This is a genomic window from Bradyrhizobium quebecense (genome assembly GCF_013373795.3).
Taxonomy (GTDB): Bacteria; Pseudomonadota; Alphaproteobacteria; order Rhizobiales; family Xanthobacteraceae; genus Bradyrhizobium; species Bradyrhizobium quebecense.
Genome location: NZ_CP088022.1, coordinates 8,611,818 through 8,634,042 on the forward strand (window position 1 = coordinate 8,611,818; position 22,225 = coordinate 8,634,042).

Sequence of the window (22,225 nt, forward strand, 5' to 3'; positions counted from 1 at the left end):
GCCTTCGAGTGACGCGTCGAGTCTGCCGGGCGCATCGTCGCCGCCATCATCAAATGGACATGTTTCCATCGATGCGATCATCAATAGGACCGAGCTAGTCATGCCGCAGTCTGTTGCCGTGAAGGTGCCGGCCCAGGGGAGTTTCACATGCATGGTCAACGCCATCATAGACCGCCTTCCCAACGAAATCGTTGATCAGTTGCGTCACCTTAATAGCTAGAGATTAAATGACGTCTTCTCGCGCATCTGAATTTGCACTGGATCAGCCTCCTCAGATCTCGGTCCATGAGTATTTGACACAGAAAGCGCGGGCGTGTTCGGCCCCCATCCGTTCGCTGCGGCGATGTCAAAGGACCAGATTGTCAGCCTGATTCCTGAATACTTGGCGATGTCACAGGCATTCCCATATCTGCGGGCAGGGTCCCAAAAGGACCTTGTACTCGCTGCGATGCATACCAATCGCGACCTTCCGAGGCATGTTGAACTGACCAGCGTGGTCGCAAATTTCATCTGTTGGGATGAGACGGGTGGTCATAGCCGAGTTCTCCGGGCCGGCAACGCGGCGTTACCCGATATTCTGGCCACCGAACAGTTCCACTCGAACCTATTTAGAAAAGATGCATCGCGACTACTCGGTGGGGCAGTAAAACCAAACTATAGCCCCACAACAAAGCGATATCTGCATTCTCTGTATGCCGGGCTGTCATCGAAAGACCCCGTGGTGCGTTGCGCCTACATGGTCGCATTCGAACTGCATGCTGCGGAGATGATCCAGTCGCTATCGGCCACTGTGGTCGAGACCTTTGATGTGGAGGCAGACGATCTTGAGTACTTTCGGGTCCATGTCGGCGGCGAGGATCCAGCGGAAAAATATTACGAGGAGATGACAAGCCGCCTCATTGGCGAAATTGTCCCGGCTGACAGCAGTAGCCGTTTTTTCGATGAGTTTGGCGGCACAGCTTCGAGTGGTGCCGGGATCTGCTCGCAGGGTTTTCCCTCGAAGGCGATGGTGCCGAGATCCGCCACCATGGCCGCTGTCATTGTGGTTCTGTGAAATTCTGCGTTCGAGCGCTGCGAGTTCCGCAGTGGGATGCAACTGCTCAATTTGCCAAATGTCGAAATTTTTACATTTGCTCGTGCCTGGCGACAAAGTGGGCATTGAGTGCGGCGAAGAATTTCTCACTTCGTACCAGTTTAATAAGAACGTCGCTCGGCACACGTTTTGCCGGATCTGCGGCGTAAAGCCATTCTACAGGCCTCGATCCAGTCCTTCAGGATTCAGCGTAAATATTGTATGCTTGGATAAACGAACGATCGAAAGCGTATGAATAAAAGGACTTTGATGGCGAGCGTTGGGAGCAGGCCATCCACTCGATGCAAGGCGATAGCGAAGGATCCTTAAGTCCGAACTTGGAGTAAACGCGAATGGCACGCGCAGTAAATGATAAATCCCGTCTGCTTGCAGAAGAGGCTCTCACAAAATACCGCATAGAGCTGTTGGTTAAGGGGACGGTCTTGATCGCCCCCCAGACCTTGTTCACCGATGATGACTTGGCAAGGGTCGATCAGCTGCAGACCGAGATTCCCGAAGAGGAGGTGCGGGAAGGGGATGCCGGCGATTCACACAGTGTCTTTGTGAAACGCGTCAGGGTAGATCTGCCCGGCCGCCCTCCTAGCAATGCGCATGGTACAGCTCCAGCTCAAATCATCGAGTTACTCGAAAGGAGACACCGTCGCCTCACGTTGAAAAAGATCTTAGGAGGATGGTCTGATTATGTGATTCGCCGCTGCCAAATACATCGTATGCCGACCGGATCCTTTGTTGGCATCCATTTGGATGCTGAGAGCGACCCTGATTTCGAGTACGCCGTGATTGTTCAACTCACTAGAGAATTTGAGGGGGGGGAGTTTGTGATATATCCTAGTGCGTACGAACAATACGTGTTCGACCACCATTTGGAAGCGTACTTGTTACTACATGCAGGAACCGGCATGAGGTGAAGCCTGTGCACGCTGGGGAGCGTCGTTCACTGGTTTATTTCTGTTCAAAACGCAGCGGCGCGAACCGCCGGATCATCGAGAGCTCTACTAGTTAGCCGATGACAAGAGGTAGCTGGAGGGATCTGTGGATGCATTGAGTAACGGGCAGCTTGCCGGACGAGATCGGCAGAGCATCTCTTCGGGCAGATGTCCGTGAGCTCGTCATTGCTGTGCGCTACAGTGGAAGTGGCCAGATGGAGCCGGAAACCATGACGTTGGCGCCGTTCGCGAGTCGATACGCGTGGACTGAGAATCGTCCAATCGCCGGTCGGCCTAAATCAGGCTCAAGGCAATCGTGGTTCGGGACGAGTTCAATGGAACGGTCCTCGCTCACAGCGGCGCCCCGTGCGGTAGGCTGGACAGCCGATAGCGCCGATGACATTCTCCGCTTGGATCCGCGAATATGGTCTTCACAACCAATCTCCCACCAGAAGCCGCGCGTCTTAAAGAGCTGTATCACCTCGTGGGGCGTCCTGAAGACCTAGCAGGCTGTTGAAGAACTCAGCCGCGTTCGCAAACGAAGGCTAAATCGTCGCCTTTGTGTATGTAGAAGTGACCGACGGGCCTGCCCGCAGTGCCGATCATAGCCCATCTGCGACCGCAGGCGGGGTCATTCTCGTCGTGCCCTTCCCATGAGAACTCCGCACAGGCCGAACCGTCTCGCGCGCCGTAGCGGACATCGAGGAAGCCCTTCAGCGCACCGAAGGCAATTTCACCGTCGGACTTGCCCGTGAAGGTGAGATGCGCCTGTTCGACGAGGTCGAGGAAGGTATCCTCCATTGAAGGCCGCCTTTGTTTGACGAACGGGATCGCTGCAGGTCCTAGGGGTAATCCTAGGAGAAGCGCTATGACGATTTCGAGGACGGAAGGAGCTCTGCAAGCACGGCGAAGCGAGCATGGCTCCGTTTGTTCCAGTCGAGATTGGGCCGCCTGCGTCGTAAGACCGTATGTCCGCCTCTACCGATGAGGTGGCTCGCCCTACACTGCGCGTCCGAGGGTTGCTCGGGCGAACCGAGCCGATCCTCATCACAGGAGGACGAGCCGTGGCAGATTATAGGGAAGCATTCGTCGGAATCGATGTGGCCAAGCTGAGAAATGCCGTCGCGATTGCGGATGCAGGCCGGGAGGGGGAGGTTCGGTTCTTCGGCGAGGTTGATGCTTCGGCCACCAACATGCGCCGCGTCTTAGGGCGGATCGCCAACCGGTTTGACCGCGTCCACTTCTGTTACGAAGCCGGCCCGACTGGCTATGGTCTTTATCGCCTGATCCGGTCGCTCGGCCACCAATGCACGGTGGTGGCGCCGTCGCTGATCCCAAGGAAGCCGGGTGATCGTGTGAAGACGAACCGCCGGGACGCCGTTTCTCTCGCGCGGCTGCTACGCGCCGGCGAGCTGACGGCGGTATGGGTTCCCGATGAAGGTCACGAAGCGATGCGCGACCTCGTTCGCGCTCGATCGGCAGCGGTTGAGACGCTGCGCATCCACCGGCAGCAGGTGAGCGCCTTCATGCTCAAGCATGGCCGCACCTATCCCCGCAAAAAGGGCTGGACGATGCGCTATTTGCGTTGGCTCCAGGAACAACAGTTCGACCACCCCGCACATCAGATCGCGCTACAAGAAATGGTCGAAGCAGTTCGCGTCGCCAGGGACCGGGTCGACCGGCTCGAGCGCACGATCGAAGAGTTCGTCTCGACCTGGTCTCTGGAGCCGCTCGTGCGGGCGCTTCAAACATTGCGCGGCGTCGATCTGGTCGTCGCAGTGACATTCGCAACCGAGGTCGGTGACGTGAGCCGTTTTGAGGGCCCACGTCAACTTATGGGTTACCTCGGTCTGGTGCCAAGCGAGCGATCGACGGGAGAGGCTGTCAGACGTGGCGGCATCACCAAGGCCGGCAACGGCCGTGTTCGCCACATGTTGGTCGAAAGCGCCTGGACATATCGACACCCGCCGAAGATCGGCAAGACAAAACTATACCGGCTCGAACAGACGTCGCCAGCAGTGCGAGAGATTGCTTGGAAGGCGCAGAGCCGCTTGACGGCCCGGTACCGGAAGCTGGCGGCGCGCGGCAAACGAACGACGGTGGTCTGCACCGCTATCGCCCGTGAACTGGTGGGGTTCATGTGGGCGGTTGCCAGGCAAGTGCAGACAGCCTGATCGAGCGCCCTTATCATCGTGCATGGGCGGAGGCGGGACCACGGCAGAGGGAATGCCCGTCAGACGCTTTGTGGCCGGCAAGAGCGCCGACGCCCGCAGTAAGATAGGAGCAGACCTCGGACGCACAATCGGGAATGCGGTAGCCAACCCGCGCATCAGAGCTTGATCACCGACGTCCTTCGGTTCCGCCTCCACCTATGCACGACCATCTCTATGAATAGCCGATCGACGACGATCGGGGCGGTGCTCTGCGTTCTAATCCTTGACAGCGGACATCAGAGCGTCGTTCTCAGGCCACAGCTTTGAGGTCTTGACGACAATAGGCCCACGGAAGCAGCTGATCGATGTCGCTGTTTGGATGGCCGTTGACGATCCTGGTGAGGGCGTCGGTCAGGTAAGCGAGCGGATCGACGTCGTTCAGCTTACAGGTTTCGACCAGGGAGGCGATGGTGGCCCAGTGCTCGGCGCCGCCGTCGGAGCCTGCGAACAGCGCATTTTTCCGGTTCAGCGTGATCGGACGGATCGAGCGCTCGACGACGTTGTTGTCGAGCTCGATGCGGCCGTCATTGATGAAGCGCGTCAGGCCCTCCCAGCGTGAGAGCGCATAGCGAATGGCGTCGGCCAACTTGCCCTTTTGGCTGATCAACGCGAGCTTTGCGCGGAGCCATCGCTCGAAGGCTTCCGCCAGCGGCCGGATTTTCTGCTGCCGAACGAGACGGCGCTCCTCGGCGCCGCGACCACGGATGTCCCTTTCGATGGCGTAGAACTCGGCGATATGCTTGAGCGCCTCGCTGGCAATGGGCGCGGGACCGGGTGTGGCAAGTTCGTAGAAGTTACGTCGCATGTGCGACCAGCAGAATGCAAGTTGGACATCGCCACGCTCGGCGAGCTTGCCATAGCCGGCATAGCCATCGACCTGCAGGATCCCTTCGAAGCCTGCGAGATGGGCGATCGGCCGATCGGCTGTGAGCGTCACGAGAGGATCACGGGTGCCAGGGCTTGACTTGCGCGGAATGCTCTGGATAGCGCGGTCGGGATGATTGACGCCGCCGGCGCGCGGTGATGGGTTGATCCCGGTTCGGAGCGGGCAACGGGGATCAGAATGACCAGCGAGTCGCAGCTGCGCGAGAAGCTTCGGAAGATCGAGGCGTTGTTCGTGGGGGCCGGAACTGCTGGTGAGCGCCTTGCAGCGGAAGCCGCGCTGCAGCGGGTGCGGGCCCGGGTCGAGGAACTTGCTCGCCACGATCCACCGATCGAACAGCAATTCTCACTTCCCGACCAGTGGTCTCGGCACCTGTTTCTGGCGCTTTGCCGCCGATATGGGCTGCGGCCGTTTCGTTATCGCCGACAGCGACGTAACACGGTGATGGTCCGTGCGTCACGGGGCTTCGTTGATAGAGTCCTGCTGCCCGAGTTCACCGAGCTGGAGGGTGCTCTGCAAGTGTATCTGCACGAGGTAACGCTGCGCGTGATCCGCGAAGAGATCTACGACGACGCCAGCGATGCGCAGGAAGTTCCCGACGCCGTGCCGTCGAACTGATCAAGCGGCGAGCTTTGGCTCCGAACCATCGCGCTCGGCTTTCCAATTCCACGGCAGCAGCGTGTTCAGCTGATTGATCTTGGTACGTCCGGAGACGATGCGCTCGAGAACATCAGTAAGATAGTGCCGTGGGTCGATGTCGTGAAGCTTTGCGGAGTTGATGAGTGATGCGAGAGTGGCCCAGGTTTCGGCGCCGCCCTCACTGCCTGCGAACAGATAGTTTTTCTTTCCCAGCCCGATCGGCTTGATGCTGCGTTCGACCGTATTGCTGTCGATCTCGATGCGCCCATCATCGATGAATCGCGTCAGGCCATCCCAATGGTTGAGGGTGTAGCGGATCGCCTTGCCAAGGCCGGATTTCTTTGAGACTTCCAGCAGTCGCGCCTCGAGCCAGGGCTTGAAGTCCTCGATCAGCGGTCTGGTGTCGGATTGTCGCACCGCAGCTCGCTGCGTCGCCGGCAAACCGCGAATGCGATCCTCAATGGCGTAGAACATCGCGATCCGCTGCAGCGCTTCCGCGGCAATCGGCGATTTCGTCGCGATGTGGACGTCCCAGAACTTCCGCCGCGCATGCGCGAAGCAGAACGCCAGTTGCACCAGACGGCCGCCGTTTTTAATCAGCCCCTTGTACCCGGCGTAGCCGTCGACCTGCAGGATGCCGTCGTAGTCTCCAAACAGCTGCCTGGCGCGGATTGCCTTGCGATCCTCGGCGAACACGTAGACTACTGCCGGCGGCGCCGGGCCGCCCCACGGGCGGTCGTCGGTGGCGATCGCCCAGAACTGGCAGACTTTGGTTCTGCCACGGCCGGGATCGAGAACTGGCAGCGGCGTCTCGTCGGCAAACAGCCGCGGGTAGGACATCACTGCGCGGCGCAACAGCGCGTGAAGCGGCTTCAGCCACCAGGCGACGCGGCCCATCCACGAGGCCAGCGTTTGCCGGTCGAGCGTGATGCCTTGGGCGGCAAACATCTGTTCCTGGCGATACAGCGGCAGCTGGTAGCCGTATTTCATCACCGCGACGTGGGCCAGCAAGGCTTCCGTCACCATTCCACCGTCGATCGCCTGGGCCGGCGCGGGTGCCTGCAGAACACCCTGGCGGCATCCCCGGCAGCCGTACCGTGGACGCATGATGCGCTTGACCCGGTACTGCATCGGAATGACGTCGAAGGCTTCCTTGACGGTCTCCCCGATCTTGTGCAGCTGCTCGCCGCAGCAAGGGCAGATGTGGCTCTCGATATCGATCACGACATCGATGCGCGGCAAATGCTCCGGAAGCTTCCCCCGGTTGCGTCGCGCCGGTCGCTTTCCACGGCCCTCCGCTCCGTCAGGCAGCCTGCCTCCGGTCACGTCGTCGTTGGCGGCGGCACGAACCGCCTGTGCCCTGATGGTGAAGAGAGACAGCTGTCCGATATCCAGTGTCTCGGAGCGCGGACCGAAGATCGTGCGCTTGTACTGGGACAGGATCATCAGGAGCTTGTCGTTCTCCTGGATCGCAGCGTCGCGTTGGGCGATCGCTGCATCACGCTCGGTCGCCAGCGTGCTGCATTCCTCCGACAACGCCGCAAGCCGTGACGATAGCGTCATCACGGCTTGTCGGAGCAATGCTGGATCGGAAGGCAAATCACTCATGCAGAGCGATTCTACAACAACTCCGCATGAGTGACGAACGACTCTTGATAATGATCAACCAGCTCGCATCGGCTGATCCACAACTCGCATCGGCACACGCTTCCAGTCCGAGCCATCGAGCAGCACCGAGAGCTGAGCATGAGATAGCGACATGACGCCTTCCTTGATCGGCGGCCAGGTGAACTGCCCCTCGATTCTTTTGTAGTAAAGGACAAGGCCGCTTCCATCCCAAGTCAGGATCTTCACGCGATCTCGGCGCTTGGAGCGGAAGACATAAAGTCCGCCGTCGAACGGATCGGCTCCAAAGGCCTCGCTCACCAGCATCGCCAGCGAGTCCATGCCGCGGCGGAAATCGACCGGCTGCGTCGCAATCCAGATCGACAACCCAGCTCGAAGCCCGATCATCGACCAACCGTCCCGACCGCCGCCAGCACCTCGCACAGTGCCTCCCGGTCCACTGTCCCCCTGACACGGATGCGAATCGCGCCGACCTCGATCTCGATCGCCGCCTGCTCCTCACTCGGGCGCCCACAGCCGGTGATCGCGACCGGCACAAAGCCAGGTGGCATGCCTCTGTCCCCGCGCTCCGCGACCTGCGCCCGCGTAGCCTGGCGACGCCAGAGAAACAACAGGCTTGGACTGATGTCGTGTCGCCGCGCCACTGCGGACACGCTTGCACCCGGCGCAAAACTCTCCGCAACAATCGCCGCCTTCGCATCGGTCGACCAGCGCCGACGTCGGCCCGTCCCGGTGATGATCTCGACACGCTGCAGCGTGTCGGCGCCGTGTTCGAGGATAGGCATATGCCTATCCTTATCGCTATCCTTACGACTATCCTTTGACATTGTGACCTCGCGACACACCATTCCGCGAGATCTTCCTAGCCGACCAGATCAACCCTCAGCGCGTGGTCTCCGCATGACGCTCACGATCGGCTTTGCGATCGGGGGCATAGACATAGGCAACGCCCGGCGGATCGGCACCGCCCCACGGCCGGTCGTCCGCTGCATAGGCCCAGAGCTGACCGGTCTTGGTGCGTCCGCGGCCGGGATCGAGCACCGGCATCGTCGTCTCGTCGGCGAACAGCTTTGGCCGTTGCCTGAGCTTGCCGAGCAGACGGTCATGCAGCGGACGCAGGTGGAAGGCAGCTTGTCCTACCCAGTCCGCCAGCGTCGAACGATCGAGCTCAATGCCCTGGCGGGCGTAAATCTGCGCCTGCCGGTAGAGCGGCAGGTGATCGGCATATTTGGAGACCAGGACGTGGGCGACGGTGGCCTCGGTCGGCAATCCGCCCTCGATCAGCCTAATCGGGGCCGGCGCCTGCATGACCCCGTCCTCGCAAGCCCGGCAGGCGTATTTGGGACGCCGGGTCACGAGGATCCGGAACTGCGCCGGGACCAGGTCCAGCCGCTCGCTTCTATCCTCGCCGATCCGGTGCAACTCGCCCTGGCAACAGGGACAGGTCTTGCCCTCGATGTCGACGACGACCTCGATCCGCGGCAGGTGCATCGGCAAGGCGCCACGGTTGCCGCGGCGCGTGCGAGCCCGCGCCTCACGGCCTTCAGGTGCGCTCACGTCCTGTGCCGTCTCGTTGTATGCGGCAACCTGCTCGACGTCTTCCAAGCCCAGCAGCATCTGATCTTCAGGCAGCGTCTCTGCCCGCCGGCCAAACCGATGCCGCTGCAATTCCTTGATGATCTGACGCAGCCGTTCGCTCTCGCATCGTTCGGCAAGCAGCATCGCTTTCAGCGTCTCGGGATCGTCAGGCAGGGCGTCGCTCACACCCAATTCAGAGCATATTCGCCGCCATCTGGCGACGCGTCCGACGCTCCTGATTCATTTCGCCGCAGCGCTGCCAACAGCTATCCGGCCTGCGTTGGCGTCGACGTCTCCCGCGCCTCATGCACAAGCCGCCAGTCGAGCCCTTCCAGCAGCGCCGACAATTGCGCCGCCGACAGGCGCATCACGCCGTCCTCGATCTTCGGCCAGCGGAAGATCCCATCCTCGAGCCTCTTGGCGAACAGGCACAGACCCGTTCCGTCCCAGAACACCAGCTTGATCCGATCCGCCCGCTTGGCCCGGAACACATAGACAGCTCCCGAGAATGGATCTGCCCGCATGCTCTCGCGCACCAGGGTCGCGAGCCCTTCCATCCCCTTACGGAAGTCCACCGGCTTGGTCGCCACCATCACCCGGACCGCACCCGACGGACCGATCACCGGCTCGCCTTCAGCGCCTGGACAATCGACGCAACCATCGTCGTATCCGCACCACGACCGGCCCGGATCATGATGCCGTCGACTTCGATCTCGATAATCCCGGCATCGCAACGGCGAGCCCGGGTATCCGCTTTGGCCTTGCAGCGCACCGCTTTGCGCTCCCGGTCAACAGCGGGCGCCGGCACCGCGGCATCCACCACCGCCGGCACAAACTGTACTTCTTCTATTGCGGAATGACCGCCTGCTGCTTCTCGCAACTGACGTCGCCAGCCAAACAACTGCTGCGGTGACAATCCATGCCGTCGGGCTACCGAACAGACCGAGTCGCCGCTCGCCACGATCTCCGCAACGATCCGCGCCTTGTCCCCATCGCTCCACTTCCGCCGACGGCCGGCTCCGGTGAAGACTTCAAGCCGCCGCACCGGCTCCGTGATAGCACTATGCTCTGTGTCCATTCTAAGCCTAACGGTCCAAACCGAACCGCAGACTCGCAGATCACCCCGTCATCCGGAAGGTGGCCGCTGAACAGCGCTTACCCTGCGTCACCGCGGGAGCTGGCCGAAGTGCCGTTGACGACGACGGCGCGGCGACGCAAGAGCGACGGCATCATCGAGATCGATCTTGATAGCGGGCATCGCATCCGGGTCGATGGCGACGTTGATGGAGACGCGCTACGTCGCGTTCTCGATGCTTTGGCCCACCGATGATCCCGGTTCCGACAGGCGCGCGAGTGTGGCTCGCGACAGGCCACATGGATATGCGCCGGGGCTTTCCGTCGTTGGCACTCCAGGAGCAAGAGGTGCTGCGCAAGGATCCGCTCAGCGGTCATTTGTTCGTCTTCCGGGGGCGCATTGCACGAACTGCTGCCCTGGGAATGGAAGCTTCTGCGCCACAAGCCGGCAAATCCGACGATCAGCAAGCCGCCTGACCTTCACCCAACGCCATCACATATAGCTCGCCGTGCCCGCGCGCGCACACGGCGATCAGGCGGCCTTCGTCGTAGGCGTACCGAGGAAGTCGCCGTCCCAGTTGTCCATTTCGACGATGCGCCAACGGCCAGCAAAGGCCTTGGCGAAGCCGGGCACCTTGGCCATCAGCGGCCTCCGCGATCAGCTTGGGCAGCCGCACCAGATTGTAGGCGGCGGCGCTGATCGAGGCCTGGGCCTCGATGAAGAGCGTGAAGCCGAAGGATGGCTCTGGCGCGCCGCCGGCGCGAGGCGGCGGGCGCAACGCCGAAGCGGACTTCCATGGCCAGAAGCGCTCGAACGGCACCCATGCTTCGACCACCGATCGGGATGCCAGGCTTTACCGCAAGGGAAAGGGCAACGAAACGAAGCTGTGCTTCATCGGGCATGGGCTGATGGAGAACCGCCACGGCCTGCTGGTCGACGCCTGCCTGACGCGGGCCGACGGGCATGCCGAACGGGTGGCCGCGCTGCACCTGATCGAACCGCGTGCCGACCGGCCGACAGCGATCACGCTTGGCGCCGACAAAGCCTACGACGCAGAAGACTTCATCAACGAGCTGCGCTCGATGAACGTGACGCCGCATGTTGCGCAGAACACCAGCGGCCGCAGCTCTGCGATCGACGGGCGAACGACCCGGCACGGGGGCTATGCCGCCAGCCAGCGCATCCGCAAGCGGATCGAGGAGGCATTCGGCTGGATCAAGACGGTCGCCGGGCAAGAGAAGACCCGCTTCCCTGGCCATGAACGCGTCGGATGGGCCTTTACCTCCGCTGATCAGCGTGCCATCGACCGAGAAGTGATCGCTCGACAGCAGCTTCTACACCTTGGGCTGCGCCAGCACCGCCGCGAGGAACTTGGCCGCGATGTCGCCTTCCGGCAACCGGTCGCGGTTTTTCGAGAACACCGAATGGTCCCAGGCTCCGTCGTCGACGCCAATTCCGACGAACCAGCGGAACAGCAGGTCGTATTCCAGCCGTTCGATCAAAAGCCGCTCCGAGCGGATCGCTTGCAACAGCATCGCCCGCAGCAACTTCTCCGGCTGGATCGACGGCCGCCAAATCGGCGAAGAGAGCGCGGCAAACTCGCGCTCCAGCGTCGACAGCGCCTCGTTCGCGATCGTCCGGATCGCTCGCAGCGGATGGTCACGCCGCACCCGCCTCCAGATCAACGTAGCTGAACAGCTCGCCCGTTCGATTGTCGCCGCCGCGCACGCACCATCTCCGAATCTCGTCGGAGCCAATGAATCACGGTCGCTGGTCGGCGGCGAGCACCTTTTTCAACAGCCTGCTAGCCCGTCCTATTCGTGAGAGTGCGTTTTTTTTGGTCCGATTGATGTGGCCGCACATCTGCTCTGACGAGGCGCGCGGGATTGCCTTCGGCCTTTCACCGCCTGACGACCGGTACTTTGCAACGCGCTTGAGGGATGGGTTGGGCGAACGGGGGCGGACGCCCCGCCGGCCAAGGACCGAGCGGCAGCAGCGCGCCTGGCAAGCCGCGGATCAGGTCGGCTTCGGGACATGCCGCGGCAAACGCAAGGTGAATGCGGCTCGTGGTCTCGACGACACGGGCAGCGAGTTTCAAGAGACGAAGACGCAGCGTCGCGAACTCGGCTGTGGCCAATTCCCGGGCTTTGGGAATCGCGTCGCGCACGGTCAGCATCAGCCAATAAGCGGCGGTGTCGAGAACGAGGCGGACTTGATTGGCGAGCGCCGAACGGCAGCTGGTGCGATCGGAGGCGAGCTGCGTCTTATGCAGCTTGATCAGATTCTCGGCTTGGCCGCGCGCGCAATACAGGCTGTCGTAGATCCACTCGGCCGAGCCGACATCGAGGCTGGTGACGACGAAACGGATGTCGAGGCCGAGCATCGTCGCCTCAATACGGGCGACGGTACGTCGTTCGCGATCCCAGGACTTTGCCTTGTGGCGCATCTCGGTATAGCCACGCAGAACCGGCAGGTTCTCGATGGCGCGTCGCGTGCGGATGCCGTCGGCGGCCTCGTCGACTTTTCTGGCGAGCGGCTTGGTGCCGGACAGACCGAAGATGTAGTCGATGCCGTTGGTCTCGCACCACGCCATTGCCTCCGGCCGGGCATAGCGCCCGTCGCCACGGAACGTAATTCGCGTGTTGTGCCACCGCGTCCGGATATGCCGTATCAGGCGGCGCAGATGGGCACGCACCTCGACGCCGCCCGGCGTCTTGCCGGGCCGCAGCACGACCGCCACGGGCCGGCTCTTCTCCGTGTCGTAGACGTGGATCGGCAGGAAGCAGCGTTCGTCATAATGAGCGTTGAACAGCGAGAGCTGCTGATGGCCGTGGACGACATCGCAGGTATCATCGATGTCGAGCGTGACGGATGCCGGCTCGCGCGGGTAGCTATCCATCCATGCGTCGAAGGCGCGGAGCATTCTCCAGCCGCGACAGCGTCGGTTGGGAACACAGATCGCGACCCGTGTCCGGCAGCCGTCCGCAGGCCAGCTTGAATGCGGGATCGGACCGCAGATGATCGAGGTCGTCGGCGTCCTCGTAGCCGCAGCAGATCGCGAACATGCGCGCGCGGAACATATCGACAAGGCTGTGCACGACCCGCGTCGGATCGCGCAGCGACTCAAAAGCGTCCCCAATTGATCTTGAGTATCTCGGCGCAAGCTGCCGATCCAGTTCGAAGCTCGCAAGGGCTGAGGATCATTGCAAGCCCGACCGAAGGCGCAAGAACCCCGGCATTGCTGCCAGGGTTCTGCCAGTCATGGCTGCCGAGAGAGGCTGGATCAGAAGTCCATGCCGCCCATGCCCCCGCCCGGGGGCATTGCGGGCCCGGCCGCAGCCTTCTTCGGCAGCTCGGCGACCATCGCTTCCGTGGTAATCAGGAGTGCAGCAACCGAGGCGGCGTTCTGAACTGCGATGCGCACGACCTTGGTCGGGTCGATGATGCCCTTGGAGACAAGATTGCTGTATTCGCCGGTCTGCGCATCGAAGCCGAAAGAATATTGATCCTTCTCAAGCACTTTGCCGACCACGACCGAGCCGTCTTCGCCAGCATTGATCGCGATCTGGCGGGCAGGCCAGGACAGCGCCTTGCGCACGATCTCGACGCCGGTCTTCTGGTCGTCGTTCTTGGTGCTCAGGCCCTTGAGTTGCCCGGACGCTCGGAGCAGGGCGACGCCGCCGCCCGGGACGATGCCTTCCTCGACAGCCGCACGGGTCGCATGCATCGCGTCATCAACGCGATCCTTGCGCTCCTTCACCTCGACCTCGGTCGCGCCGCCGACGCGGATCACCGCGACGCCGCCTGCGAGCTTGGCGAGACGCTCCTGCAGCTTCTCACGGTCGTAGTCCGAGGTGGTCTCCTCGATCTGCGCTTTGATCTGGGCAATCCAGGCGTCGATGTCGGCCTTCTTGCCGGCGCCGTTGACGATCGTGGTGTTCTCCTTCTCGATCATCACCTTCTTGGCGCGGCCGAGCATCTGCAGCGTGACATTCTCGAGCTTGATGCCGAGGTCTTCCGAGATGGCCTGGCCGCCGGTCAGGATCGCGATGTCCTGCAGCATGGCCTTGCGACGATCGCCGAAGCCCGGAGCCTTGACGGCCGCGACCTTCAGGCCGCCACGCAGGCGGTTGACGACGAGGGTGGCGAGCGCTTCGCCTTCGACGTCTTCAGCGACGATCACCAGCGGCTTGCCGGTCTGCACCACGGCCTCGAGCAGCGGCAGCAGCTCGTTCAGCGAGGAGAGCTTCTTCTCGTTGATGAGGATGTAGGCGTCGTCCATCTCAACGCGCATCTTGTCGGCGTTGGTGACGAAGTAGGGCGAGATGTAGCCGCGGTCGAACTGCATGCCCTCGACGACGTCGAGCTCGGTCTCGAGCGACTTGGCTTCCTCGACCGTGATCACGCCCTCGTTGCCGACCTTCTTCATGGCGTCGGCGAGGAACTTGCCGATCTCGGCATCGCCGTTGGCCGAAATGGTGCCGACCTGGGCGATCTCCTCGTTCGAGGTGACCTTCTTCGAGTTCTTCTGGAGGTCCGCAACGACGGCTTCGACCGCGAGGTCGATACCGCGCTTCAGGTCCATCGGGTTCATGCCGGCCGCAACCGACTTGGCGCCTTCACGCACGATGGCAGCCGCAAGCACGGTCGCGGTCGTGGTGCCATCTCCGGCCGCGTCAGCGGCTTTGGCGGCGACTTCGCGCACCATCTGGGCGCCCATATTCTCGAACTTGTCCTCCAGCTCCACCTCCTTGACGACCGCGACCCCATCCTTGGTGATGCGCGGAGCGCCGAACGATTTGTCGAGCACCACGTTGCGGCCCTTCGGACCGAGCGTGACCTGAACGGCGTTCGCGAGGATATCGATACCCCGAAGCATGCGATCGCGCGCTTCTACGCCGAATTTGACCTCTTTGGCTGACATAATGATTCCTTCAGTTGTATTTCGACCTTCGGGGCGCCCGGCCGGCACTCTTCGGGGATAAGCAGTGTGAACGACGAACTAGGCGGCCTTCTTTTTTGAGAACACGTCGGTAAGAACGCCCATGACATCGCTTTCCTTCATGATCAATAGCTCTTGGCTGTCGATCTTGACCTCGGTGCCCGACCACTTGCCGAACAGCACGCGGTCGCCGACCTGCACGTCGATCGGGATCAGCTTGCCGGTCTCGTCACGGCCACCCGGGCCAACGGCGATAACTTCGCCTTGCGAGGGCTTTTCCTTGGCTGTGTCGGGAATGATGATACCGCCAGCGGTCTTCTCTTCTGCGTCGATGCGTTTGACCACGACGCGATCGTGAAGCGGACGGAAATTCATGCGGGCCTCCTGAGCATTTGAACGGGTTGGAGATAGGCACATTGCGAACAGCGCCTTTATAGCAAGAGGCAGGCCAAAGATGAGCTGATTGATCCTGCCTGCAGTTCTGCTAAATCGTACACTTGCGCGTATGTTCGTCCGGAAGCAAACGCGCTGGCGTACTCAGCCCGTCAAGCTGTCGTGAAAGTGACATTGCATCTCGTCAAAGCACCAGCATCGATCGTCACGCCTTGGCCTAAATCATGCAGGCTTGGGGCGCGGCAAGTCAGGCTGGTCAGAGGAGTCCGATGCATGCAGGCTCACGATTGGCAGTGCACTCGAGTGCCAACCCTCGTGATCCGCGGCTTCTCCGCGGCTTCTCCGCGGCTCTGCGCTGTTGGGCTTTGGCATCGAAGCCGCTTGGACGGATTTGGAAGGAGCAATCATGCAGTCCGCGTCAAAAGAGAACGGGTCTATCAAGATCGTCGGCCCTGCCGACCGTCCGAAGGTCATTGCCGTTCTGGCGACAGCCTTTACGACCTGCCTGCTGCTAAGATGGCTATATCCAGAACCGGAGCGCTACTTACGCCATTTCGCCGGCTTCCTGGAATACTACGCCGGCGATCCCTACTTCGATGGAAGTGGCGCGTATCTCGAAGACGGCCAGAAAGGTGCGTTGTTGTGGTTAACCGACAAAGCGCACCGTAATGACAAGCGCATGATGGAATATTTGCTCGGCAGTGTTCCAGAGGACCGACGAACGGAAACCGAAAGGCTGTTCGAGGAGTTCGGCAAGTATCACCCCGAGGAGCCACACTGGTATTTCACCATGCTGGGCATCGATCCCATGCATCAAGGATCGGGCCGGGGCGGCCGTCTTTTCCAATACGGCCTTGCAATCCCGGACGAGGCGAAAGGCTTGGCATTCAACGAGGCCACCAGTCTCGGGCCGGCACGTCTATATGAGCGGCTGGGATGGAAGATCGGGGTGAGGTTCAGGTCGGCAGTTCGCCGCCCATTTTCCCGATGGTGCGCCGTCACCCTTGATGGACCGTACGCGCGGGCCGGGCCGGGCAGGAGCTTTGTTCTACCCATGAATCAGGATCCGAATAGATCGCAGGGCCGCCGAGTTCGGCCCCTGCAAGACGCGCTCGTCATGTTGCAATCCCAGTAAATCAAAAAAGTGGACGAACTGTTCTCCTCGAGCAGGAGACAAATGAATGCTTTCTGAGATACCCGTTCGCGAGGGGATCGACTATGGACCCTTATGGCGCTTCTTGAAGTTCACAGGCAACAACCTTGGAGCCCCGTTCGAACCAGGAACCTATCGCGTCAACTCGCATACCCTGGAACGGCAAGTTATCGAATTCTTCGCCGAGCTGTTTCGAGCACCGCGGGAATTTCGGGGCTACCTCACCAACGGAGGGACGGAAGGTAACACGTGAGCTCTATCCGGATGCTGTGACGTATTTCTCGTCTGATACTCATTACAGCGTGAGCTCTGCTCGGGGTTGAGCACCGCGTGGTTCGTTCGCAGCCAAATGGAGAGATTAGCTATGACCATCTGGCGCAGGAAGCGGCTCGTGATCGCAAAAGGCCCGCCGTCGTGGTGGCAAACAGAGGCACCACCATGAAGGAAGGCAGGGACGATACGCTCAAGATACGCGCCGTGCTTCGCGATGTCGGTATTGACGCTATCTACGTTCACTCCGACGCGGCACTATGCGGGGCATACGCGGCTCTCTTGAGCCCGAGGCCCGCATTCGATTCGCGGATGGAGCGGACTCGATTACGGTCAGCGGACATAAGTGCCTTGGCGCGCCAAGGCCCTGCGGTATCGTTCTCTAGCGTAAAATTCATGCTCAGCGTATCGAGCGTTCTATCGATTACATCGGGAGCTTCGACGCAACCTTGAGTGGCTCGCGTAATGCCTATACACCGATCATCCTTTGGTATGCGATCCGTCGTCTGGGTGTCGAGGGCATCAAACAAATGTTTGTTGAATGTGAACAGCTCGCCGCCTATGCAGCCAGGGAACTCAATGCCCGAGGCGTCAGCGCCTGGCGTAATCCTAATGCGCTTACGGTCGTCTTTCCTGCTGTCGAGGAGTGTATCAAGGCTAAATGGCAAATTGCGGCTCAGGACGTAGGCCATTTAGTCGTTGCGTCAGGGACGACCAAGAGTCAAATCGACGCGCTTATTGAGGCAGTGAGCAACAGCGGCTGATAATCGTCCTCGAGCTGACACCGCTGTGCTGCTTTGCACGCGGGATTTTGGTGCCCTCGGGCGAATGCGTGTTCTGCGTTGAACGGTTGCAATCTGCGGCGATGCCAACGCAGCTGAGGGTCGGCCCGCATTGGCCCGATCCGTCGTCGACGCTCGCTCCACCCACGCCGATTCAACTGTGCTGCGGGAGTTCCTCCCTCGTGTATGGTGAAAGATGGCAACGCCTTGGCAATACGCGCCCTGGAGCAGCGTGTTCTCGCTTGTATTCGTGGGCTGAGAGAGCCATAAGCAACTTCAGTCGGCCCCCTATTTGCAAGCGGGCGATGCAGTCGGCAAAATGCGTTTCAGGCGCGCTCGATCTGACGATCGGTCCGTGCGCGGCGAGACGAACAGCTGCTGTGCGATTTGCGGGTTTGACGCGCCGGTTGCAACCAGATGCAACACTTGGATCTCTCTGAGCGAGAGATCGTATGGCCACGAATCTGCTCCTCGGTGACCACGACCATGGTATGCTGGCAAGGTTGAGACGTGATGGCATTGGCCGCTGTCATCGCTCCACAGGAAGCGTCGCGGGGTCCAGGGCCTAAGCATCTCCGCGAGCAGTTTGCACCCCCGTCGCCCAGCTGTCGACCCGCTGCACGTGCCAGCAAGTTGAAAGCGGCGCCACTTGAAGAAATCACCAACGCAAACGAGTTAGGAGCCACGCCTTCTGCGAGTAGAGGGGGCGTTCTCAGCCGGTCGGAGACCTCGGCCAGAATGGGACGAAATCGCTGAGTGATGTCCTTGGGCTCATCCGTTGCCCCCGCTGACGTAGTCCACTTCATTGGAAAGCACCGACGTAGCGGCAGTCCGACAACCGCAAGCACATCGTCGAGCCCTCGTGGAGGCCCGATGGAATGAGAAATTCGCGCGCCGTCAGAGTCTCGGGAAACCAAAGGGGCCAGTCTCGCTCACAATCGCGCCACCTGAGCGAGCGCGGATCATCCTGATGCGCAATGGTGAAGGCAGGATTGTCTTTGACGAAATCATCATTGATGTGATCGAGCAGCTTCTCGGAGTAACCGTCACTTGCGAGCGTCTGATGCAGATGAGTCTGCGATAGCGGATCCCAAGCACTCAAAGTAAAAGCGGAACACTGCACCAAGGTCCTATCAATCAGTTACGCCCGTGGATCGACGGATGCCGCATCCCACGGAACGATCACCGAGCTCTCTAAAAGTGCTCTCACCGATTCCCCCCTTAAGATATCATTGCGGAAGAAGCCCGCCGGTCACGCTCGGTCGATGTTACGTTGCGTTTTGGGCGGCTGTCGCGCCGCCTTGTTGCTCTCAGCGCTCCTAGCGGCTCGTTGTTTTAGCCAGCTTACGACAGTTAATATTCGTTCGCGCCGGCTATTGGACTGCTCGGGGCCGTCAAAGGTTAGGTCGGTTGTCCGAGATGGGCTTTTCCACTAGCCCACCAGCTGTTCGACGACGTCCTCGCCAGGCGAATAGAGCGGGCGTTACACGCGCGCATTGGGCGAGACAAGCTGTTCGCTAGCGCAGTCCGTCTGTGCGGCGCTGCTACTGGCTTCGCAAAATCGGTCAACTGATGTATTGAAGCAAGGTGCGGCGCGTCCGAAGCTTGGTCATCGCAGCATTTTGGTCTCGCGATGTCTAAACCGGCGCTGCGGTGAAAATGTCTGCGATAGAGCGCATCGTGTACGCAATGGGTGTGAAGGGAGATCAGCCGGGCAAGGCACGAAGAGACAACAATGCGCTACTGCTCTGAAACTCTCGGAATTAGCATCGTCAAACGATGCGCCGTCTGTAATGGTCAGTTCGGACTGGTCCGGTACTACTCATGGCGGACCTCTCTTTGTCCAAGGAAGTGCCTCGATCGCCTGCGCGCCCGCCGGCAAGCCGACCGTAGCTGGCTGAGCAAGCTCGTCGCTCGAGAATCAACAAAGCGATCGGGCGTGCGAGCCGAGCTGGTCTGACGCCCTACCGCTCCCCGCTTGAACGATCTGATTACGTATTGGAAGGGCAGGGCTCAAGCGAGGGGCCGGGTTTGGTCGTGGAAAAACCTGCTCGCCCGTTGATCCCGCCAGAACCATGAAACTTGACAGAACGGATGCCCGCCTTCTTGACTTACTGCAAAGAAACAACCGTCTGAGCAGTGAAATACTCGGCGCGAAGGTCGGGTTGTCGGCCTCTGGCGTTCAGCGCCGACTGAAGCGCCTGCGAGCACTGCGCGTAATCGAAGCGGACGTCTCAATCATTTCTCCGAAAGCAATCGGACGAAACGTGACCCTGCTGGTTCTCGTGAGCTATCGCCAAATTTTGGTGACGGCGCGGCCGGTCAGGCGGCGGCGGTTATGGGCTGACGGTCAGTCGGTTTGGCGATGACCTCGATCCCGTCGTTGAATGTCACACCGAGAACGAGTTTTGGCAACTGGTTGTGGCCATCGAGACGACGCCGGCTTTTCTGCGCGGCCTCAAGCAGTTTGAAGACCATCGCGGGCGCCGTTCTGTTGGACAGGCAGCCCTTCGATCGGATCGTGCGGTGGCGCACGGTAGCGAAGGTGCTTTCAATGGGATTGGTGGTCCGCAGGTGTTTCCAGTGTTCGGCCGGGAAGTCGTAGAACGCCAGTAGCGTGTCCCGATCCTTGCTCAGGCAGTCGGCCGCCTTCTCGTATTTGGGCGTATAGCTCTCGATGAAGGCGTCGAACGCCAGCTCGGCGGCGGCCTTGGTTTCGGCCATCCAGCTCTCCTGCAACGCGCGTTTGGCTTTAGGCTGCTGGCTCTTCGGCAACTTGGCGATCACGTTGGCGGTCTTGTGTACCCAGCAGCGCTGCTCGCGCGTTTTCGGCCAGACCTCGCCGGCGGCCTTCCAGAACCCGAGCGCGCCGTCGGCGGTCGGCGATGGTGAGCCGCGGCGGCACGCCGAGCCCGCGCCGCTTCAGGTCGAGCAGCAGATCGCGCCAGTCCTGCGCGCTCTCGCGGGCGCCATCGGTGAAGCCGACCAGTTCCTTGCGGCCTTCCGGCGTCGCGCCGATCAGCACCAGGATGCACTGCTTTTCGTCTTTGAGGCGGAGTGAACGTCGATCAGTAGCCTTTCCTGGAGCGGGCGCAGTCGCCCGTGGCCGCTCCCGGTACCTGGTGCCCGAAGGTGGTACCAAGACTGGTGACAATCAGACCACAATCCGTTCGGCGCGGGTCTTTATCGCCTTGCGAAGCCAGATCGCGATGCAGTGGTCAAAGGGCCACTCGCAAATCACCTATGTTACCGCGAAGATCGCATTCCAGATGGCGCCCTCGAGAGCACGCCGCGGCCCGCTTCGCAAGACAAGCCGGCAGTGGCGGCAGCATCATCCCTCGCCACGCTCGAGCGAAAGAGAGCGCCATCCGCGACCGCTCGCGCGCCGGCATATGAATTATATACGTTGATATACGTTGTGCTGGCATGTCTGACGTGTGATTGCGCGTCTAGGACAAAGTGTCAACGGAGTTCCAATGGAAAAACAACCCGTGTCTTGTGTGGACGTACATCAGCATATTCTGTCACTTCTTGGGATGTCCAATCCAGTGATCTTGGATATCGGCTGCAATGACGGAACCGATACGGCACATTTTCTCACCCTGTGCCCACAAGCTCAGCTTTACTGCTTTGAGCCGGACCCCCGAGCGATCGCGCGTTTCAAGAAGAAGCTCGGTCCAAATCTCGATAAGGTGAAGCTGCTTGAAATTGCGATCAGCGAACGAAACGGGACGATCGACTTCCATCCAAGCAATGCAGATGGAGATGCAAAGGAATGGGACCTCTCGGGCTCAATACGCCGCCCGAAGAACCATCTTACCGAGTATGATTGGGTTCGCTTCGACCGTCCCTTCTCGGTTGAAACTCGACGGCTCGACGATTGGTGCAGCGAAGCTGGACTGAACACGGTCGATTTCATCTGGATGGACGTTCAAGGAGCCGAGGCCGATGTCATCGCCGGTGGCGTGCAGACGTTAAGCAACACGCGCTTCATCTACACGGAATATAGCGATCGCGAGCTCTACGAGGGGCAGCTGTCCCTGCAAGCCATTCTCGACCTATTACCATCATTCGAAGTGGCGGCTCATTATCCCCGCGAAGTGGAGGGTGACGTATTGCTGAAAAATACGCAATTCTAGCTGCCATATCCGGCAGCCCCGTTCGTCGGTGAAAGAGCTTGCCCCAGATTTATGTAGCACATTGTTGTGTAACAGCGATGGATCGGGCAAGCGGGCTCGTTGCCTCGCTCGCGGCATATCCTTTGACGTTCTCGGTTGTTGCCGTTGCACGGGCTTACGGACGGGAGATGCATAAGACTCCCGTGATAATTGCTAAGTTGCTGATAATCGCTATTTTGATATATCGGCGCGGTGAGTGACGTCCCGGATAGCCGCGCGAGCCGTTTCAGATGCTTGAATCAGCTCCATCAGCCGGCGCTCATACTGTTTAAGCGTCTGAACGGTTGCTGCATGCTCTGGGCCTCTAGGAAGCTGCTGCACTGATTCGAACAACTGCCAAAGCAGCTGCATCATGTCGCGTAGTTCCTTGAGCCTCGCCAGTTTTGTCACCCGGTCAACCTTGCTCTAATTGCTCCAATGCGAAGACGGGCTGAAGCATCGGCGTTCGATCCGATCAACACCGCAGATAGGAAG

General features: G+C 60.6%; 22 protein-coding genes and 6 pseudogenes. 12 read left to right on the plus strand and 16 right to left on the minus strand.

Going from position 1 to position 22,225, the window contains the following annotated elements; all coding sequences use genetic code 11:
* Positions 1-313 precede the first annotated feature (313 nt).
* The 3 genes from HU230_RS40860 (at position 314) to HU230_RS40870 (ending at position 2,001) form a co-directional block, all read left to right on the plus strand.
* Complete coding sequence (locus HU230_RS40860) at positions 314-1,054, plus strand: hypothetical protein (protein WP_224944344.1); 741 nt, start codon at positions 314-316, stop codon at positions 1,052-1,054.
* 58 nt (positions 1,055-1,112) lie between these two features.
* Entirely contained in the window at positions 1,113-1,328 is a 216-nt protein-coding gene (locus HU230_RS40865; protein ID WP_234600203.1) for a GFA family protein, read from the plus strand.
* Positions 1,329-1,425: 97 nt separating this feature from the next.
* Complete coding sequence (locus tag HU230_RS40870; RefSeq protein ID WP_224944073.1) at positions 1,426-2,001, plus strand: 2OG-Fe(II) oxygenase; 576 nt, start codon at positions 1,426-1,428, stop codon at positions 1,999-2,001.
* 540 nt (positions 2,002-2,541) lie between these two features.
* Here HU230_RS40870 and HU230_RS40875 read toward each other — a convergent pair.
* Positions 2,542-2,820: a hypothetical protein gene (locus HU230_RS40875; protein WP_176533533.1), complete on the minus strand. Its 279-nt coding sequence runs from the start codon at positions 2,818-2,820 to the stop codon at positions 2,542-2,544.
* Between the two features lie 263 nt (positions 2,821-3,083).
* Between HU230_RS40875 and HU230_RS40880 the strand changes: the two genes are divergently transcribed.
* Positions 3,084-4,193 (plus strand): IS110 family RNA-guided transposase, encoded by a 1,110-nt coding sequence (locus HU230_RS40880; RefSeq protein ID WP_173643979.1) that lies wholly within the window; start codon positions 3,084-3,086, stop codon positions 4,191-4,193.
* Between the two features lie 289 nt (positions 4,194-4,482).
* On the opposite strand, the pseudogene tnpC (HU230_RS40885) reads toward HU230_RS40880, so the two are convergent.
* A pseudogene (gene tnpC / locus HU230_RS40885) lies at positions 4,483-5,157 on the minus strand (IS66 family transposase); the annotation flags it as partial.
* A 138-nt stretch (positions 5,158-5,295) separates the two neighbouring features.
* Between tnpC (HU230_RS40885) and HU230_RS40890 the strand changes: the two are divergent.
* Positions 5,296-5,733: a hypothetical protein gene (locus HU230_RS40890; protein ID WP_166202962.1), complete on the plus strand. Its 438-nt coding sequence runs from the start codon at positions 5,296-5,298 to the stop codon at positions 5,731-5,733.
* Here the strand turns inward: HU230_RS40890 and tnpC (HU230_RS40895) are convergent, their stop codons facing one another.
* From tnpC (HU230_RS40895) to tnpA (HU230_RS40920), 6 genes and pseudogenes are all read right to left on the minus strand, one after another.
* Positions 5,734-7,317, minus strand: a complete 1,584-nt coding sequence (gene tnpC / locus HU230_RS40895; protein WP_176535063.1) for an IS66 family transposase — start codon at positions 7,315-7,317, stop codon at positions 5,734-5,736.
* A gap of 99 nt (positions 7,318-7,416) precedes the next feature.
* A complete protein-coding gene (gene tnpB, locus HU230_RS40900) occupies positions 7,417-7,767 on the minus strand; it encodes an IS66 family insertion sequence element accessory protein TnpB (protein ID WP_166202960.1) in 351 nt (116 codons plus the stop codon).
* Positions 7,764-8,165 (minus strand): IS66-like element accessory protein TnpA, encoded by a 402-nt coding sequence (tnpA, locus tag HU230_RS44275; RefSeq protein WP_166202958.1) that lies wholly within the window; start codon positions 8,163-8,165, stop codon positions 7,764-7,766. The genes tnpB (HU230_RS40900) and tnpA (HU230_RS44275) overlap by 4 nt, the downstream gene beginning before the upstream one ends.
* Before the next feature lie 124 nt (positions 8,166-8,289).
* Positions 8,290-9,102 (minus strand): annotated as a pseudogene (gene tnpC, locus HU230_RS40910) (IS66 family transposase); the annotation flags it as partial.
* 122 nt (positions 9,103-9,224) lie between these two features.
* A complete protein-coding gene (gene tnpB / locus HU230_RS40915; RefSeq protein WP_176529066.1) occupies positions 9,225-9,581 on the minus strand; it encodes an IS66 family insertion sequence element accessory protein TnpB in 357 nt (118 codons plus the stop codon).
* Positions 9,578-10,003, minus strand: a complete 426-nt coding sequence (gene tnpA / locus HU230_RS40920; protein ID WP_224924222.1) for an IS66-like element accessory protein TnpA — start codon at positions 10,001-10,003, stop codon at positions 9,578-9,580. Before tnpA (HU230_RS40920) ends, tnpB (HU230_RS40915) begins: the two co-directional genes overlap by 4 nt.
* Positions 10,004-10,144: 141 nt before the next feature.
* Between tnpA (HU230_RS40920) and HU230_RS40925 the strand changes: the two genes are divergently transcribed.
* From HU230_RS40925 to HU230_RS40935, 3 genes and pseudogenes are all read left to right on the plus strand, one after another.
* On the plus strand, positions 10,145-10,288 hold the full coding sequence (locus HU230_RS40925; RefSeq protein WP_176533532.1) for a hypothetical protein: 144 nt from the start codon (positions 10,145-10,147) through the stop codon (positions 10,286-10,288).
* A gap of 44 nt (positions 10,289-10,332) precedes the next feature.
* Positions 10,333-10,509, plus strand: coding sequence for an IS66 family insertion sequence element accessory protein TnpB (gene tnpB / locus HU230_RS40930; protein WP_210284304.1), 177 nt, complete (start codon positions 10,333-10,335; stop codon positions 10,507-10,509).
* A 219-nt stretch (positions 10,510-10,728) separates the two neighbouring features.
* A pseudogene (locus HU230_RS40935) lies at positions 10,729-11,316 on the plus strand (transposase); the annotation flags it as partial.
* 54 nt (positions 11,317-11,370) lie between these two features.
* On the opposite strand, the pseudogene HU230_RS40940 reads toward HU230_RS40935, so the two are convergent.
* The 4 genes and pseudogenes from HU230_RS40940 to HU230_RS40955 all read right to left on the minus strand — a co-directional run.
* Positions 11,371-11,761 (minus strand): annotated as a pseudogene (locus tag HU230_RS40940) (transposase); the annotation flags it as partial.
* 250 nt (positions 11,762-12,011) lie between these two features.
* Positions 12,012-13,155 (minus strand): annotated as a pseudogene (locus tag HU230_RS40945) (IS1380 family transposase); the annotation flags it as partial.
* A gap of 161 nt (positions 13,156-13,316) precedes the next feature.
* The gene (groL, locus tag HU230_RS40950; protein WP_176533530.1) at positions 13,317-14,957 is read right to left on the minus strand and encodes a chaperonin GroEL; all 1,641 of its coding nucleotides are present in this window, start codon (positions 14,955-14,957) and stop codon (positions 13,317-13,319) included.
* A 78-nt stretch (positions 14,958-15,035) separates the two neighbouring features.
* On the minus strand, positions 15,036-15,350 hold the full coding sequence (locus tag HU230_RS40955; protein WP_176533529.1) for a co-chaperone GroES: 315 nt from the start codon (positions 15,348-15,350) through the stop codon (positions 15,036-15,038).
* 424 nt (positions 15,351-15,774) lie between these two features.
* Here HU230_RS40955 and HU230_RS40960 point away from each other — a divergent pair, with 424 nt between their 5' ends.
* Together HU230_RS40960 and HU230_RS40970 are read left to right on the plus strand one after the other, a co-directional pair.
* On the plus strand, positions 15,775-16,503 hold the full coding sequence (locus HU230_RS40960; protein ID WP_224924236.1) for a GNAT family N-acetyltransferase: 729 nt from the start codon (positions 15,775-15,777) through the stop codon (positions 16,501-16,503).
* A 737-nt stretch (positions 16,504-17,240) separates the two neighbouring features.
* Positions 17,241-17,555: a PLP-dependent aminotransferase family protein gene (locus tag HU230_RS40970; protein ID WP_224924237.1), complete on the plus strand. Its 315-nt coding sequence runs from the start codon at positions 17,241-17,243 to the stop codon at positions 17,553-17,555.
* A gap of 306 nt (positions 17,556-17,861) precedes the next feature.
* On the opposite strand, the gene HU230_RS44280 is transcribed toward HU230_RS40970, so the two are convergent.
* Positions 17,862-18,146 carry a helix-turn-helix transcriptional regulator gene (locus HU230_RS44280; protein WP_176533528.1) on the minus strand — a complete coding sequence of 95 codons (285 nt, stop codon included), beginning with the start codon at positions 18,144-18,146 and terminating at the stop codon, positions 17,862-17,864.
* A 229-nt stretch (positions 18,147-18,375) separates the two neighbouring features.
* Positions 18,376-18,699, minus strand: coding sequence for a hypothetical protein (locus tag HU230_RS40975; RefSeq protein ID WP_176533527.1), 324 nt, complete (start codon positions 18,697-18,699; stop codon positions 18,376-18,378).
* A 949-nt stretch (positions 18,700-19,648) separates the two neighbouring features.
* On the opposite strand from HU230_RS40975, the gene HU230_RS40980 reads away from it, so the two are divergent.
* A complete protein-coding gene (locus HU230_RS40980) occupies positions 19,649-19,942 on the plus strand; it encodes an AsnC family transcriptional regulator (protein ID WP_176533526.1) in 294 nt (97 codons plus the stop codon).
* On the opposite strand, the pseudogene HU230_RS40985 reads toward HU230_RS40980, so the two are convergent.
* Positions 19,896-20,628 (minus strand): annotated as a pseudogene (locus HU230_RS40985) (IS256 family transposase); the annotation flags it as partial. The gene HU230_RS40980 and the pseudogene HU230_RS40985 overlap by 47 nt on opposite strands.
* Positions 20,629-21,064: 436 nt before the next feature.
* Between HU230_RS40985 and HU230_RS40990 the strand changes: the two are divergent.
* Positions 21,065-21,712, plus strand: a complete 648-nt coding sequence (locus HU230_RS40990) for an FkbM family methyltransferase (protein ID WP_176535211.1) — start codon at positions 21,065-21,067, stop codon at positions 21,710-21,712.
* Positions 21,713-21,922: 210 nt separating this feature from the next.
* Here HU230_RS40990 and HU230_RS40995 read toward each other — a convergent pair whose 3' ends face one another.
* A complete protein-coding gene (locus tag HU230_RS40995) occupies positions 21,923-22,105 on the minus strand; it encodes a hypothetical protein (protein WP_166072233.1) in 183 nt (60 codons plus the stop codon).
* Positions 22,106-22,225: the final 120 nt, after the last annotated feature.